The organism is Trichocoleus sp. ST-U2, from assembly GCF_039961875.1.
Classification (GTDB): domain Bacteria; phylum Cyanobacteriota; class Cyanobacteriia; order Cyanobacteriales; family FACHB-T130; genus FACHB-T130.
This window is the reverse complement of record NZ_JAMPJY010000002.1, coordinates 68,646-82,877: the sequence shown is the minus strand read 5'-3', so window position 1 is coordinate 82,877 and position 14,232 is coordinate 68,646. Positions and strand designations below refer to the sequence as shown.

At 45.7% G+C, this 14,232-nt stretch carries 16 protein-coding genes; 11 read left to right on the top strand and 5 right to left on the bottom strand.

All coding sequences use genetic code 11. From position 1 onward, the window contains the following. Positions 1–10: 10 nt before the first annotated feature. From NC996_RS01665 to NC996_RS01615, 11 genes are all read left to right on the top strand, one after another. Complete coding sequence (locus NC996_RS01665) at positions 11–712, top strand: DUF1963 domain-containing protein (protein WP_348259968.1); 702 nt, start codon at positions 11–13, stop codon at positions 710–712. A 20-nt stretch (positions 713–732) separates the two neighbouring features. Then, positions 733–1,644, top strand: a complete 912-nt coding sequence (gene truB / locus NC996_RS01660) for a tRNA pseudouridine(55) synthase TruB (protein WP_190685590.1) — start codon at positions 733–735, stop codon at positions 1,642–1,644. Positions 1,645–1,793: 149 nt separating this feature from the next. Further along, positions 1,794–2,576 carry a hypothetical protein gene (locus NC996_RS01655; RefSeq protein ID WP_348259967.1) on the top strand — a complete coding sequence of 261 codons (783 nt, stop codon included), beginning with the start codon at positions 1,794–1,796 and terminating at the stop codon, positions 2,574–2,576. Between the two features lie 370 nt (positions 2,577–2,946). Beyond that, positions 2,947–4,917, top strand: coding sequence for a S9 family peptidase (locus NC996_RS01650; RefSeq protein ID WP_190685584.1), 1,971 nt, complete (start codon positions 2,947–2,949; stop codon positions 4,915–4,917). Next, positions 4,914–5,882 carry a transposase gene (locus tag NC996_RS01645; protein WP_190685581.1) on the top strand — a complete coding sequence of 323 codons (969 nt, stop codon included), beginning with the start codon at positions 4,914–4,916 and terminating at the stop codon, positions 5,880–5,882. Before NC996_RS01650 ends, NC996_RS01645 begins: the two co-directional genes overlap by 4 nt. Positions 5,883–5,911: 29 nt before the next feature. Next, positions 5,912–6,106 carry a hypothetical protein gene (locus NC996_RS01640; RefSeq protein WP_190430895.1) on the top strand — a complete coding sequence of 65 codons (195 nt, stop codon included), beginning with the start codon at positions 5,912–5,914 and terminating at the stop codon, positions 6,104–6,106. A gap of 229 nt (positions 6,107–6,335) precedes the next feature. Next, positions 6,336–6,620: a TIGR02450 family Trp-rich protein gene (locus NC996_RS01635; RefSeq protein ID WP_190410579.1), complete on the top strand. Its 285-nt coding sequence runs from the start codon at positions 6,336–6,338 to the stop codon at positions 6,618–6,620. Between the two features lie 8 nt (positions 6,621–6,628). Then, positions 6,629–7,477, top strand: a complete 849-nt coding sequence (locus NC996_RS01630; RefSeq protein WP_190685578.1) for an ABC transporter ATP-binding protein — start codon at positions 6,629–6,631, stop codon at positions 7,475–7,477. Between the two features lie 93 nt (positions 7,478–7,570). Further along, positions 7,571–8,059: an SMC-Scp complex subunit ScpB gene (gene scpB, locus NC996_RS01625; RefSeq protein WP_190672548.1), complete on the top strand. Its 489-nt coding sequence runs from the start codon at positions 7,571–7,573 to the stop codon at positions 8,057–8,059. Between the two features lie 141 nt (positions 8,060–8,200). Beyond that, positions 8,201–8,557: a DUF760 domain-containing protein gene (locus tag NC996_RS01620; protein WP_190410577.1), complete on the top strand. Its 357-nt coding sequence runs from the start codon at positions 8,201–8,203 to the stop codon at positions 8,555–8,557. A gap of 971 nt (positions 8,558–9,528) precedes the next feature. Then, the gene (locus NC996_RS01615; RefSeq protein ID WP_190439339.1) at positions 9,529–9,906 is read left to right on the top strand and encodes a rhodanese-like domain-containing protein; all 378 of its coding nucleotides are present in this window, start codon (positions 9,529–9,531) and stop codon (positions 9,904–9,906) included. Positions 9,907–10,032: 126 nt separating this feature from the next. Here the strand turns inward: NC996_RS01615 and NC996_RS01610 are convergent, their stop codons facing one another. The 5 genes from NC996_RS01610 to NC996_RS01590 all read right to left on the bottom strand — a co-directional run bounded on the left by NC996_RS01610 (position 10,033) and on the right by NC996_RS01590 (position 14,191). Next, entirely contained in the window at positions 10,033–10,656 is a 624-nt protein-coding gene (locus tag NC996_RS01610; protein ID WP_190685574.1) for a ribonuclease D, read from the bottom strand. A 10-nt stretch (positions 10,657–10,666) separates the two neighbouring features. Beyond that, entirely contained in the window at positions 10,667–11,209 is a 543-nt protein-coding gene (locus NC996_RS01605) for a CAP domain-containing protein (protein ID WP_190685572.1), read from the bottom strand. A gap of 136 nt (positions 11,210–11,345) precedes the next feature. Beyond that, the gene (locus NC996_RS01600) at positions 11,346–12,218 is read right to left on the bottom strand and encodes an alpha/beta hydrolase (protein ID WP_190685569.1); all 873 of its coding nucleotides are present in this window, start codon (positions 12,216–12,218) and stop codon (positions 11,346–11,348) included. A 13-nt stretch (positions 12,219–12,231) separates the two neighbouring features. Beyond that, positions 12,232–13,425: an alpha/beta hydrolase gene (locus tag NC996_RS01595; protein WP_339380313.1), complete on the bottom strand. Its 1,194-nt coding sequence runs from the start codon at positions 13,423–13,425 to the stop codon at positions 12,232–12,234. A 10-nt stretch (positions 13,426–13,435) separates the two neighbouring features. Beyond that, a complete protein-coding gene (locus NC996_RS01590; RefSeq protein WP_347276536.1) occupies positions 13,436–14,191 on the bottom strand; it encodes an ABC transporter ATP-binding protein in 756 nt (251 codons plus the stop codon). Positions 14,192–14,232: the final 41 nt, after the last annotated feature.

The window sequence follows — 14,232 nt, the reverse complement described above, 5'->3', positions numbered from 1 at the left end:
ATCGGATGATTTGAAATTAGCTCAACTGAAACAAAAACTAAGTGGTGTTAGGCGTTCGGCTTGGAAACCTATCGTTCAAGAAGGTGATGGAGATTTAACTGCATCAAAGTTTGCAGGAAAACCTTGGCTGAGTGCCGATGAGACTTGGCCTACTTGTCCTAATTGTCAAAAGCCAATGCAGTTTTTCCTGCAACTGAATCTTGAGCAGTTGCCTGAAAGCTTGAATGGAAAGTTTGGTAGTGGTTTATTACAATTTTTTTATTGTACTAGCTACAACGAGCCTCTTTGCGAGGTTGATTGTGAGGTTGTGAGAATTATTCAACCAAACAGCACACCATCAGAGATGGACATACCAGAAATAGAAGATTTATTTCCTGCTAAGTTAATTGTGGAATGGGAAGAAAGGGATGAGTACCCTGACAGGCAAGAGATAAAGCTAGATAACTATACAATAGATAATAAAGCTTTTGATATTGTCTATCAGCGCCCTCCAAGAGAAGACAAGTTGGCTGGTTGGCCTAGTTGGGTACAAGATCCTGAATATCCAAATTGTCCAACTTGTAACCACGAAATGAATCAATTCATTTTTCAAATTGATTCAGGAGATGACACTATTAATATTCCTTATAACTGGGGTGATATGGGAGCAGCATATCTCCTACAATGCCCAGAACATAAGGAACAAGTTGCTTTGGTGTGGCAGTGCCACTAATTAAAAACTTATAGGATTAAATGCAAGGATTTCTTAACTTAAACAAACCAGTTGGATTCACTTCTCACGATTGTGTCGCCAAGGTGCGAAAACTCTTGCGCCTCAAGCGCGTGGGACACGCAGGAACTTTAGATCCGGCTGCGACTGGCGTGTTACCAATTGCGCTGGGCAAGGCGACGCGACTGTTGCAATATCTGCGGCAGGATAAAGCTTATCGAGGGACGATTCAGCTGGGGGTAAGGACAACGACTGATGACTTGGAAGGAGAAATTATCAGCGCCCATCCAGTACCAGGATTAACCTTAGAACAAGTGCAAGCAGCCTTAAAGAAATTTGAGGGCAAAATTCAGCAAGTGCCGCCAAATTATAGTGCCATTCAAGTTGAGGGAAAACGCCTGTACGATAGAGCACGGGCGGGGGAAATTATTGAAGTTCCAGCGCGAGAGGTGGAAGTTTATAAGCTAGAAATATTGGAGTGGAGAGAAGGAGATTTTCCCGAATTAGATGTAGCGATCGCTTGTGGCCCTGGAACTTATATTAGAGCGATCGCCCGCGATTTAGGTTCGGCGTGTGCAACCGGCGGCACCCTTGCCGCCTTGACTCGCACTGAGAGTAGCGGTTTCCAGATAGCCGATAGTCTGACTTTTGAAGAATTGGAAGAACAGCTCAAACAAGGAACGTTCCACCCAATTCTAGCGTCGGCAGCTTTGGGGCATCTCCCAGCTGTCACCTTACAAGCAACAGACGCTAAAGCCTGGTGCCAAGGTCAGCGCATTCCTTTTCGCCCCCTTTCCTTTCCTGCCTTGACGGACGCTGAAGAGGGAAAGTTGCGGCTGAACGATGAAGAGGGTCGTTTTTTGGGCATAGGCTGCCTGCTTGCCTCAGAAACTGGCTATCTACTCGTTCCTGTGATGGTATTTGAGCCACTTTGAGCCATATTTAGAGGAACACCCGCTTTCTCGCGTGCGCGATCGCACCGATGCCTCTGCCATCCGATTGTCAGGATAATCGTTTTAGAGTTAGAACTGGCAGCATGATAGCTGTCTGCGAGCGACTTAGCTGCTTTTGGAGAGAATTTTGGATGCGATCGCTAAAATCAACGTTAATTTATATTGCAATTATTCTTGGATTTATTTCGAGCTACGCGAACAAATCATCGGCTCAAGATTCCGATTTCGCCACTTTAAGTCGAGAAATTATTAGCAGACTGAATGGCAATTGTCAGGGTTCTACGCAAGTTAGCTATCAATCCCAGAAACTAACCTCACCGAATGGGATCAATTCAATTTATCTGAATATGAATATTCGGAGAGTTGGTCAAGCCAACAGTCGGGCAAACAATAACTTGTTTATAAAATGTAATCCCAATACTGCTGATAAAATTCTTGGAGAATTAGTGATTGAAAAGGATGGACTATCAAGTACAACAAGGCTGGGAGATATTCTGGGCTTAAGTAACAATATTCATAACTACGTTATTGCTAATCCAGTCTCTTTTTCCCCGGATGATAGATATTTAGTGTTAAGATTAGATGTTTTTGATGGATTAAATAATTCTTGGGTTAATCATTTAGTTTTAGACACTCTTAATCGCTATAAAATATTGGCTTTTTCTAATTGTGAAGGATTTGAAAGCAATTCCTATTTAGGATTTATTTCATTTTCTGAGATAGTTTTTGCCTGCGAGAATCCTAGCGAACCAGGCCCTATAGAGGTCTTTAATTTCCAAAAAAGGTCGCGACAGAAGATTTCTACCCGGAAACCTTCAAGGGAATTAGTAAAAATTTTTGACAAAGTTCGTTCTTACGGCTCAGTTTCTTCAGGATTTACCATCGTCAACGAGCAGCAGTTTCCTCCTCAATAGAAGTTAAGCCCTTGGATCTAAAATCTTACTAGAGTTTTTTAGTGCTATAGAGTTTGTATAGCAGACATCAATAATTCGTGAAGGCGAGATCCCCGACTTCTCTAAGAAGTCGGGGATCTGAAACCCTGGCATCTCAAAACTTAAATATAATTGCGATAAATATGCAACATTTCGCATTTTCAAAAAGTTTCTGTCTGCCCCAAAATTACTGAATCCTTAGCTTGGATTCAAAGATACTGAAACCCAACCCTTCTGCTGGGTTAAAGAACGAAAACTAACTGACAAAACTCCAGTAATCTAATACTCGGAAGATAGTAATTTAGCCCTAAAGTGGATACATTCATCAATATTTGATTGTAAAAGTAAAAACATGACCCAAGCACAAGTAGCACCTTATGGTTCCTGGAAATCGCCCATCACCTCTGACTTAATTGTTTCTGAAACGATTGGAGTGGGGCAGATTGCCTTTGATGGCGAGGATGTTTACTGGATTGAAGGGCGACCCGCAGAAGCCGGACGGAATGTAATTGTGCGACGAACCCCAGAGGGGAAAACGATTGATGTCACTCCACCTCCCTTTAACGTCCGAACCCGCGTCAATGAATACGGCGGCGGTGCCTTCTGCGTCGCTGATGGCACTATTTATTTTTCTAATTTTGCGGATCAGCGCCTTTATCGGCAGACTCCAGGTGCAGAATCGCAACCGCTGACACCAGAAGGAAGCTTCTGCTATGCGGATGGAATAATTGACCGGAAACAGCGGCGGTTGTATGTTGTGCGCGAAGACCACACCACAGGCGATCGCGAACCAATCAATACCTTGGTTAGCATCAACTTGGAAGATGGTGATGATATTCGGGTGTTAGTGTCTGGAAACGACTTTTACTCATCTCCACGTCTCAGTCCTGACGGTTCTCAGCTGGCTTGGTTAACTTGGAATCATCCGAATCTGCCGTGGGATGGAACCGAATTATGGGTTGCACAGATTAAAGCGGATGGTTCCTTGGGTGAAAGCCAACGGGTTGCTGGTGGCGTTGATGAGTCTATTTTTCAGCCAGAATGGTCGCCGGATGGCATTTTACACTTTGTTAGCGATCGCAGTGGGTGGTGGAATCTCTACAGATGGCAATCTCGCTCCTCCTTAATCCCCCTCGAAAAAGGGGAAAAAGAGATCGAACCGCTATGCGAAATGGAGGCTGAATTTGGGCTTCCACAGTGGATTTTTGGGATGTCCACCTATGCTTTTGAATCTGAAGAACGGATTATCTGCACCTACACTCAGCAAGGCATTTGGCATCTGGCAAGTCTCGACACGGAGACAGGACTGAAGCAAATTGAGACAGACTACACTGAGATTTCGTCCCTCAAAGCATCTGCGGGTCGTGTAGCGTTCATTGCTGGTTCGCCGACCAAATTTAGCTCGATTATCCAAATGGATATGGCTACGCGGCAGATAGAAGTGTTACAGCGTTCCAGTAAGTTAGAAATTGACGCTGGGTATTTGTCTGTCCCACAACCGATTGAATTTCCTACCGAGAACGGATTAACCGCTCACGCCTTCTTCTACCCGCCCCAAAACCGCGACTATAGGGCACCCGATGGTGAGTTGCCGCCCTTGGTCGTCAAAAGCCACGGAGGACCGACAGCAGCCACCTCTAGCCAGTTGAACTTGCGGATTCAATACTGGACAAGTCGCGGATTTGCTTATCTAGATGTGAATTATGGCGGCAGCACCGGCTATGGACGTGCCTACCATCAACGGCTGGATGGGCAGTGGGGCATTGTGGATGTCGATGATTGCGTGAATGGGGCGCGATATCTTGCCCAGCAAGGCTTGGTGGATGGAAACCGGATGGCGATCGCTGGTGGTAGTGCGGGTGGCTACACGACGCTGTGCGCCCTGACTTTCCGCGATGTCTTCAAGGCAGGTGCGAGTTACTACGGCGTCAGCGACTTAGAGGCGCTGGTCAGAGATACCCACAAATTTGAGGCGCGCTATCTGGATCGGCTGATTGGCCCTTACCCAGAACGGCAAGATATTTATCAAGAGCGATCGCCTATTTACTTTACGGAGAATCTCTCTTGTCCGGTCATTTTCTTTCAAGGGCTAGAAGACAAAGTTGTCCCACCCAACCAAGCAGAAATGATGGTAGAGGCCTTACGTGCCAAAGGGTTGCCGGTTGCTTATGTTCCTTTTGAGGGCGAACAACACGGTTTTCGCCGTTCGGAGAATATTAAACGCGCCATTGATGGGGAATTTTACTTTTATTCTCGCGTCTTCCGGTTTGAGCTTGCCGATCCAGTGGAGCCAGTTGCGATCGCGAATCTTCCTGAATCATGACCAACCCTCAGGCTGATTACGATAGCCCTTGGAAGGAAGCTTTGGAGATTTATTTTACTGACTTCATGGCTTTCTTCTTCCCGCAAGCTTATGCTGACATCAACTGGTCGCAGGGCTACGAATTTCTCGACACCGAACTTCAACAAGTCGTCCGCGATGCAGAACTGGGGAGGCGTCGAGTCGATAAACTGGTAAAAGTCTGGCGACAAAACGGCGAAGAAACTTGGGTACTGATTCACATCGAAGTTCAAAGCAAAGTCGATGCTAATTTTGCTGAGCGGATGTATGTCTATAATTACCGCCTTTTTGACCGATACCGGCGGCAAGTTGCCAGCTTAGCAGTTTTAGCAGACGAGCAAGTGTCTTGGCGTCCGCAGAGTTATGGCTATGAAATTTGGGGCGCAAGAGTTAGTTTGCGGTTTCCCACTGTCAAACTATTGGACTATGAAGCGCAGTGGCAAAGTTTAGAGCAAAGCACTAATCCTTTTGCTGTCATCATCATGGCTCATCTGAAAGCACAGGCAACGCGCCGCAATCCCGAAGGACGGTTAGAGTGGAAATTGAGCCTAGTTCGAGGGCTATATGAACGAGGCTACAGCCGAGAAAACATCCTAGAGTTGTTCCGGTTAATTGAATGGATGATGGTGTTACCAGAGGAATTACAGTTTGGGTTTGAAGAAACACTAAGTCGTTACGAGGAGGAAAGAAGAATGCCCTTTATCACGCCAATTGAGCGGAGAGGCATCCGCAAGGGAATCTTACAGAATTCTAGAGAGAATATCATTGAAGTTCTGGAGACGCGGTTTGAAACGGTACCTAGCTCAATTGTCGAGAGCGTCACTAGCATAGAAGATCCAGCTTTGCTAAAACAGCTTCATAGACGGGCAATTACCATCAGCTCGGTGGAAGAATTCCAACAAGCGATCGCCCAGCTTACCTCTCAGGAAGAATCGGAAACAGCTTAAAGTCACAATTTTTAAACGGAGATTAATTCATGACTGAAGAACCCATATTCAACATTAACGAAGAAATGTATGAGACGCTGTTAGAATTTCAGCAGCAAATTGAAGCAGGCGAAGTCGAATCACCAGCGGAAACCACACAAGAACAAGAGAATCTCGACACGGCTAGAGAATCTCTTGAAAATGTTTACTTGGCTGAGAGTGATTCAAAACACCCTCTTGAGTAAAGCCAGTAGTAGGATGCGATCGCGCTTGTGAGGGATGGGAAGAGCGAACCGACAGGTCGGCGCTTCGCTATCGCATCCTTCACTTCTTCATTCGTCTCGTCTGTTGCGTGCGTAAAATCAAGAGCAAATTGTCCTGATGATGCCGTGCAATAAATCTAATTCAGAAGTGCCAAAAATCTAGCAACATGATTTAGTATTTTTTGTTGAAAAATATTTTATTAAGTAGAAAATGCAGAAAAAACAAAAATTTCCCTACTTAGTTGGTTCCAAATGGACAGCCCAGCAAAAAACGTGGGGATGGCGACATTTTCAGGTAGTGAATCGCAAAAACCAAGGTAAGTTTGTTTTTGCAGAAATGGTTGCTTCCTGTGACCCAAATGTGCGTTTCTGGATTAACGCCAAGCTGCTAAAAAATCCCTCCCAGTGGCAAGCAGGCTGGCAATCTTTGCAAGAAATGGAGGAAAAGGAAAATAGCGAATTAAATATTGAAAGTCCAATCATTTCTAATTTTTAATAATTCCTATGACTGCTGTTTCCCTTGAGAACGTCCGCAAACTCTACAACAAAATCCCTGTCGTCAACGACCTCTGCTTTACGATTAAATCTGGAGAGATGTTTGGACTCCTTGGCCCTAACGGTGCAGGGAAATCTACGACAATTCGGATGCTAACCACATTGACAAAACCCAGTGAAGGTCAAATTGAGGTCGCTGGATATGATGTGGTACGACAACCTTTGCAGGTAAAACAAAATATTGGGGTGGTATTGCAACAAATCAGCGTGGATGCCGATTTGACGGTTTGGGAAAATATGGAACTGCATGGGCGGATGCACCATATTCCCCAGCACCAGCGACAGCAGGACATCGATCGATGGCTGGAATACGTGGAACTGGTAGACAGGCGAGATAGCCTGGTAAAAACCCTTTCAGGTGGCATGAAGCGCCGATTGCAGATTGCCAGAGCCTTATTGCATCAACCTTCTATTCTTTTTTTGGATGAGCCAACGGTGGGATTAGACCCGCAAACGCGCCGCCGTCTCTGGGAAATTATCCGAGATTTGAATAAGCAAGGGATGACGATGCTGCTGACGACTCATTATATGGATGAGGTGGAATATTTGTGCGATCGCATTGGTATCATGGATGCCGGTCAGTTGATTGAGCTTGGCACCTTGCAACAGTTGCGCTCTAAACACGGCGAAGGGTTGGTGATGAAACAACAAGGAGATCGCTGGGAATACAAATTCTTCCCCAATCTGGAAAAAGCCAACGCTTATCTTGACGCTGCACCAGATAAAACTGGTATGATGGTTCGCCCGTCCAATCTAGAAGATATTTTCGTTGAACTCACCGGACGCCAGCTAGACTAACCCATTTAGTCATTCGTCTTTTGTTCAGAGTCTCTTACCAATGACTGACTAATGACGAATGACCAATGACTGACTAATGACGAATGAGTAATGATGCCTCGCCTCGCCTCGAAAATTGAAGCCATTCTTTATCTCAAGGGTAAGCCGATCTCGGTTAGCGAAATTGCCGAATATGCTGAATGCGATCGCGATAACGCCGAAGATGCCCTGATTGAACTCATGACTGACTATGCCCACCGGGATAGCGCCCTAGAAGTGGTGGAAACGCCTGAAGGCTTTACCTTACAATTGCGCTCGCCCTTTCAAGGTTTGGTAGAGGCGTTAGTGCCGCTAGACTTAGGGGTAGGAGCCTTGAGGACGCTGGCAGCGATCGCCCTCAAAGGCCCCATTACCCAATCTGAGTTGGTCGATTTGCGCGGTTCGGGAGCTTATCAGCACGTCCAGGAACTTGTCGAACTGGGTTTTATCCGCAAGCGCCGACAAGCCGATGGTCGTTCCTACTGGTTACAGGTTACGGAAAAATTTCATCAATATTTTGAAGTCGAACAACTCCCCCAACTGACTCAGCAGGATGCACCGTAAAATCAGCCATTTGGTGTTTCACAGAGCATCTTTTTCAAAAAATCTCTCTATCGGCTTACATTTGATAACCAAGAGTATGGAGTAGCCAAACAACACAATCGTTTACAGTAGAAGGAAAGCTACTCAAATCTTTTTATTCCAATGGTGTTTAACCCTGAATTGTTCGACCGCGAGCCTGAAGATGCACAAGTCAATCAGCTCCTCCAATATATTCAGCACCAATCTCCAGAAGTTTTAGCGCGAGTTGCCAAATCTGTCACGCCGGACATTAAGCAAATCGTCTCGCAGAACGTTCAGGGACTGGTGGGAATGCTTCCCTCAGAGAATTTTAACGTTCAAATTACGACCGACAGAGAAAATTTAGCAGGTCTATTGGCATCAGCCATGATGACTGGCTATTTCTTACGCCAGCTTGAACAACGGATGCAGCTGGATGAATCGTTGACTGGTTCTTCCCTGTCTCACAAACCTTCTAACAGCGAAAAATTCGCTGATTAAATTTAGTCAAATTCTCAGCGATATGTCATCTGCGATCGCAATTCTGTCTCTAGCTCAAGAGAGGATATTGTTTCGATGAGAAGTTATCGCCTATTTTTGGCATTTTAGGCGATCGCTTCGGTTAAAGTTGCTCGTTCCATTACCAACTTGCGATCGCATAGTTGGCAACTAGCCAATTGGCTTCCTGTTTCAGGGAATTTCCCATTTGAACCTAAAAATAGTCTTAGCCGCCAGCCGCAAAAGCAGCCAATATCAAAATTGACAGTAAAAGACCCGGACTAAGCATCAGCGCTAAGGTTAACAGTTCATTGAATTCCATTTTCTTGCACCACTACTAAAGCTCATCTAATCGATAGCGATTCTAACACGGCAATCGTTTCTTCAGAAGCAATAAGCAGAATGAATTATGATTTCAAAATGTAATGAATTAGCTAGATTAAATATTTGAAATTTAATCTAGCTAATTCATTACATTCTCTTCCTGCAATTCCCGAAACCTAACCCGGCTCCCCAAGCCTGGTTGGATTACTTTATGATGAGACGGATTTGACAGGGAACATTTTTACTTAATGCCAGTCCTGAAACACCTTATATTTTAAATCTTATTACAGCCATTTTCTATCAAGCATTTTTGCCTGATTTGCAGTTAAAGCTTTCAGTTCATTGAAAAAAATTTCCTATAGTTTTGTCAAAATGCCTTTGGTAAAGGTTATTTTGCGTTTAATACGATTGAAAGTTCTCAGAAAATAAATTTTAAAAAATACTTAGTAATCAGCCAATACAGGAAAACAAAATCTTAGATTTTTTCTACCATTTATCGTCAAAGCTAATGATTATACTTTCTAAGTAATTTCACCTATACAAATAGGCATAAATTCCCCCAAGTGTAAATACTTTATCTATAAAAATTTGCAAATGTTAAAAATTATTGTTAAATTTCAGGGAACGCCATAGAAGAATGATACCCAGCGATGAATAAGTTCTTTTGGATTATTCCGTCACCGCCAACGCTGCAAGCCCAATCTCGTGTTTATGACCTGAAAGCGCGGCTAGACTGGGGTGAACCGGCTTTGACGATTATTGATGTAAGCGATCGCAGCCAATTTAATATTAGCCACATCATGGGAGCTATCCCCATGCCGATGAACGAATTAGTTGATCGCGCCCTCACCAAATTGGAACTCACCCGTGATATTTACATTTACGGTGAAACCGATGAAGAAACCGCAGTTGGTGCTACAAAACTGCGTGCGGCTGGCTATCAACAAGTGTCTGAAATCAGAGGGGGGGTAGCGGCGTGGAAAGCAGTAGGTTTTCCAGTTGAGACGATTCTGACTGCTAGCTGTTAATGAATTGTGAACCAGTAATCGCTAATAGATGAGAAACGTAGATTTAACCGCTATTTCTTGTGTAGGGGTATGGCATTACCATGCCCCTAGAGGACGTGAATTTTATAAGTTATTGTATCCACGTTTTTAGTGTTCAAAAATATCCTTATATTGCAGCAAATCCAAAGTCACAATCGTGGGCAAACATTCAAAACATTGCTGGGCAACTTCCCACCGCCCTTCGCGTTGCAGCATTGCAATTAGTTTTTGTCGCACGCTGAGTAGATAACGAACATCATTCGCTGCATAGCGGAGTTGTTCTTCGGATAAGTTTGCAGCATTTCCCCAGTCTGAACTTTGAGCCGTTTTGTCGAGTTCTACCTTCTCTAACTCTTGCACCAACTCCTTCAAACCGTGGCGGGAAGTATAGGTGCGAGCAAGCTTGCTGGCAATTTTAGTACAAAAAATTGGAGTTACATGGATGCCTAAATTTTGCCGTAGTTGGGCAACATCGAAACGGGCAAAGTGAAATAGTTTTAGGACATTGGGGGCTTCCATCAGTTGTTTTAAATTGGGAGCGTCTATCTGTCCTTTGGCAATTCGCACGACTGTAACGCGGTTTTGGGAGTCGCACAGCTGCACCAAGCATAAGCGATCGCGTTGGGGTATCAATCCCATTGTTTCCGTATCCACTGCGATCGCTGACTCTTGCAGATACTGAGACAATATCTCCTCGGAAAGGTCGCGATCGCATACCTGAAAATCTTCCAATTTTCTCTCCTTATCGGCGTTTAATGAATATTTGGGTTAAGTAATACTCGCCCTTTGCGTTCTTGGCAACACCTACCCCAGTTAAATCATACTGACCTTGAATATTTTTCAGATGACCGGGGCTTTTTATCCAACCTTCTACTGCTTGCTTGGCTGGATCGCTAAAGCCTTGATTGTATGCCACATTTTCAGATGCACCGCCATAAGAAATTGATTTACCAATTGCCTTCGCTCGCTGCTCAAATCCATTATGGCTGAAAGGAACCGCACCATTTGCCATTGCCTGACTGTGTGCCCTTGCCTCTTTGCTAATTCGAGGATCTAGCGTCAGAGGTGGCAAATTTTGGGACTTTCGATATTGGTTGATGAGTTCGTGAGTATACTCTTCCAAGGTTAGGAAATTACTAGAGGAACTAGGCGTGGGGCTTAGGGCGGTTGGTGATGTTTCATCTGGCGAAATTTCACCATCAGGGCTAGGGATCAAATCGCAGCCTCCAGCGCCAACAGCCAGGACAAGCATTCCGAAAACAAGCCCCGCAGCTAATTTTTGCATGAGTTCTGGATATATTTGAGAATCAATTTGGCAATTTTTTTAGGATGAGAATATAAATTTTCACTGTAGCAATTCTATTTTTTGTCAGCCATCTCTTCAGCTCCCCGCCTCCTTTAAAAAGTCCGGGATCTCACCTTCACGTTGCCAAGAATTCAGACAGGGCAAGATAAGTTTCTTCTGGCGCTTCTTCGGGTAGAAAGTGACCGCAATTGATAGCCTTACCGCGTACATCAATTGCGCGATCGCGCCAGGTTTCTAAAACATCATATTTGCGCCCAATAATTCCTTTTCCGCCCCAAAGAACTAGCACCGGACAGAGAATTTTTTTCTCCATATCTAGGGTATCGTGTTCTAAATCGATGGTAGCAGCGGCGCGATAATCTTCGCAGGTGGCATGAATCGCAGCGCGATCGCTAAAGCACCGAATATACTCAGCCAAGGCTTCCGGAACAAACGCAGAAAAATCTTGACTCCATCTTTCTAAACAGGTACGGAGGTAATATTCAGGATTAGCGCCAATCAAGGTTTCGGGTAAGCCATCGGGTTGAATGAGAAAAAACCAGTGGTAGTAAGCCGTGGCAAAATCTCGATCGGTCGTCGCGTACATTTTATGCGTGGGCGCGATATCTAATAATGCTAGTTTCTTAACTCGATTAGGATGATCGAGAGCCATGCGATGAGCGACTCGTGCGCCCCTGTCATGACCGACTACATAAAATTCTTCATAACCTAATTTTGACATCACCTCGACTTGATCTTGCGCGATCGCTCGTTTTGAATAATTCCGATGATCCGGTTCGCCTTCCGGCTTAGAGCTGTCGCCGTAGCCTCTCAAATCCGGTGCCACTACTGTAAAATTCTCGGCGAGACGAGGTGCTATTTTATGCCACATGACGTGGGTTTGAGGATAGCCGTGCAGCAACAGTAGTGCAGGGCCAGATCCCGCCTTGACTAAATTGATTCTTGCTTCAGGGGTATCAATTTTAGTCACATCAAAATTAGCGAACATAGTCATTTTTGAATTAACGCAGTGCCCAATCTAAAAATCGCTCAGTATGATAGAGCGCTAACTGGTTGCTCAGCCCCTGAAAGACAGCATCAAAAGCGTGTTCAGCCCAAGGAATTTCCAGCAAAACAGATATATTTCCATCTGCACGCAGACGTTGATGCATTTGCTGGATAAATTTTAATTGCACTAAATTATCGCGGCTTCCATGCACCAATAAAGTTGGCGGTAGCGATCGCCTAACATAGCTAATCGGTGAAGCTAGACGATACCGATCGGGCATGGTCGCAGGCGTTCCACCCATAAATGTTTTTAAAACCGCTCGCGTATCGATGGGATCGGGGCGTGGCGGGTTGGCATAGCCTCCAGACAGATCCACTGGGCCATAATAGCTAACCACTGCTTTTACAGGCAGTGCATCCGGCTCATAAGCCGCCAGCATTGCTAAATGTCCGCCTGCGGAACGTCCAACGAATGCAATCCGTTCTGGGTCAGCCTCGTACTCGGCTGCGTGTTGGTGGATGAAGGCTAAGGCGGCACGCACGTCATCTAGCTGCGCGGGAAAACGGTAGCGCGGCGTGTGTCGGTAATCGATGGCAAAGACACTATAGCCCCTCGCTGCCATATAACGGCTGAAATCAGCGTTTTGGGTTGGGTCGCCGCTCCGCCATGCCCCAGCGTAGATGATAATTAGCGCTGGATAATTGCCGACTTGCGGCGGTCGGTAGAGATCCATGCTCAACGGGACACCATCTGGGTTTGAAAAGACGATGCCAGAGGTATAGCGACTTTCACCCGGATTGATGCCTCGAAACACATCAGCTAGGACGAACGGTTGTTCGCGCATCCCTGTTTGCTGACGATTAGGCAAAATTCCCCTATAGTCTCCGAGACCCTCTTGCATTGCCACGGCTAGATGCTGTTGTGTCGCTGGCATCTGTAACAGTGGCAAAACACTCAAAAGCAGTGCTAGCAAACTAGCAGCCAAAGCTAAAAATTGCCACGGAGTGCGACGGATCGTTACCAGCACCAACAGACTTGCGATCGCGTTTAGCACCACCAACCAAGGACTGACTTCTGGTGCCCCTACCCCTAATGGCAGTAGGGACATCGTGGGCGCTGGAACCACAATCCAGGAACTCAAGAAAAGTGCCGCGCCACTCAAGAGCAAAACTAACGTCTGGGTAATTACTGCTAACCAATGAGACACAATCGCTGCTCTATTGCCCCAGGTAAGCTTCTAAGACTTGTGGATTGCGCTGAATTTCAATCGGAGTCCCCACAGCAAGATTGCGACCTTCAGCGACAACCCAGACGCGATCGCACAAAGACATGATTACGTCCATATTGTGTTCAATAATCAAAAAGGTCATACCCTCCTGATTCCATTGGGTGATGTAGTCACAGATTTGTCTAATTAGCGTCGGATTCACACCAGCCGCCGGTTCATCCAATAAGATCAGCTTTGGCTGCGTCATCAGCGCCCGTGCCATTTCCAGCAGCTTGCGTTGCCCTCCAGAGAGCGCCCCGGCGTAATCCTGCGCCTTCGCTGCCAACCCCACTGATTCCAGCAACATCATCGCTCTTTCTCGCTGCTGCCGTTCTTCCTTCGCCACCAGATGGGGTTGAAACCAAACTTTCCAAAAGTTTTCCCCCGTCTGTTTTTGAGCTGCCAGCAGCATATTTTCCATGACCGAAAGCCGCGATAGCACCCGCGCTACCTGAAATGTACGAACCATTCCCATCTGAGCAATTTGATACGGCTGCAACGAATGAATCGGTTCGCCGTCAAAAATCACCCGCCCTTTGTCTGGATGAATGAAGTTTGATAGGAGATTAAATAGCGTCGTTTTGCCAGCACCATTCGGGCCAATCAGTCCCGTGATACTGCCTTGCGGTACCGTAATCTCGACATTATCGACAGCCCGAACTCCGCCGAAGCTTTTACAGAGTCCGCTGGCAGCGAGTAAAGCGATTTCTGAGAGTGGGGGTTTTGGGTCTGCTTCGACTAAATCGG

What these genes read in the sequence shown, in the direction of transcription:
- NC996_RS01635 (WP_190410579.1), top strand. Translation starts at nt 6,336, where the DNA reads ATGCAGAAAAAACAAAAATTTCCCTACTTAGTTGGTTCCAAATGGACA.
- NC996_RS01655 (WP_348259967.1), top strand. Translation starts at nt 1,794, where the DNA reads ATGCGATCGCTAAAATCAACGTTAATTTATATTGCAATTATTCTTGGA.
- scpB (WP_190672548.1), top strand. Translation starts at nt 7,571, where the DNA reads ATGCCTCGCCTCGCCTCGAAAATTGAAGCCATTCTTTATCTCAAGGGT.
- NC996_RS01645 (WP_190685581.1), top strand. Translation starts at nt 4,914, where the DNA reads ATGACCAACCCTCAGGCTGATTACGATAGCCCTTGGAAGGAAGCTTTG.
- NC996_RS01620 (WP_190410577.1), top strand. Translation starts at nt 8,201, where the DNA reads ATGGTGTTTAACCCTGAATTGTTCGACCGCGAGCCTGAAGATGCACAA.
- NC996_RS01600 (WP_190685569.1), bottom strand. Translation starts at nt 12,218, where the DNA reads ATGTTCGCTAATTTTGATGTGACTAAAATTGATACCCCTGAAGCAAGA.
- NC996_RS01605 (WP_190685572.1), bottom strand. Translation starts at nt 11,209, where the DNA reads ATGCAAAAATTAGCTGCGGGGCTTGTTTTCGGAATGCTTGTCCTGGCT.
- NC996_RS01650 (WP_190685584.1), top strand. Translation starts at nt 2,947, where the DNA reads ATGACCCAAGCACAAGTAGCACCTTATGGTTCCTGGAAATCGCCCATC.
- NC996_RS01615 (WP_190439339.1), top strand. Translation starts at nt 9,529, where the DNA reads ATGAATAAGTTCTTTTGGATTATTCCGTCACCGCCAACGCTGCAAGCC.
- NC996_RS01640 (WP_190430895.1), top strand. Translation starts at nt 5,912, where the DNA reads ATGACTGAAGAACCCATATTCAACATTAACGAAGAAATGTATGAGACG.
- NC996_RS01630 (WP_190685578.1), top strand. Translation starts at nt 6,629, where the DNA reads ATGACTGCTGTTTCCCTTGAGAACGTCCGCAAACTCTACAACAAAATC.
- truB (WP_190685590.1), top strand. Translation starts at nt 733, where the DNA reads ATGCAAGGATTTCTTAACTTAAACAAACCAGTTGGATTCACTTCTCAC.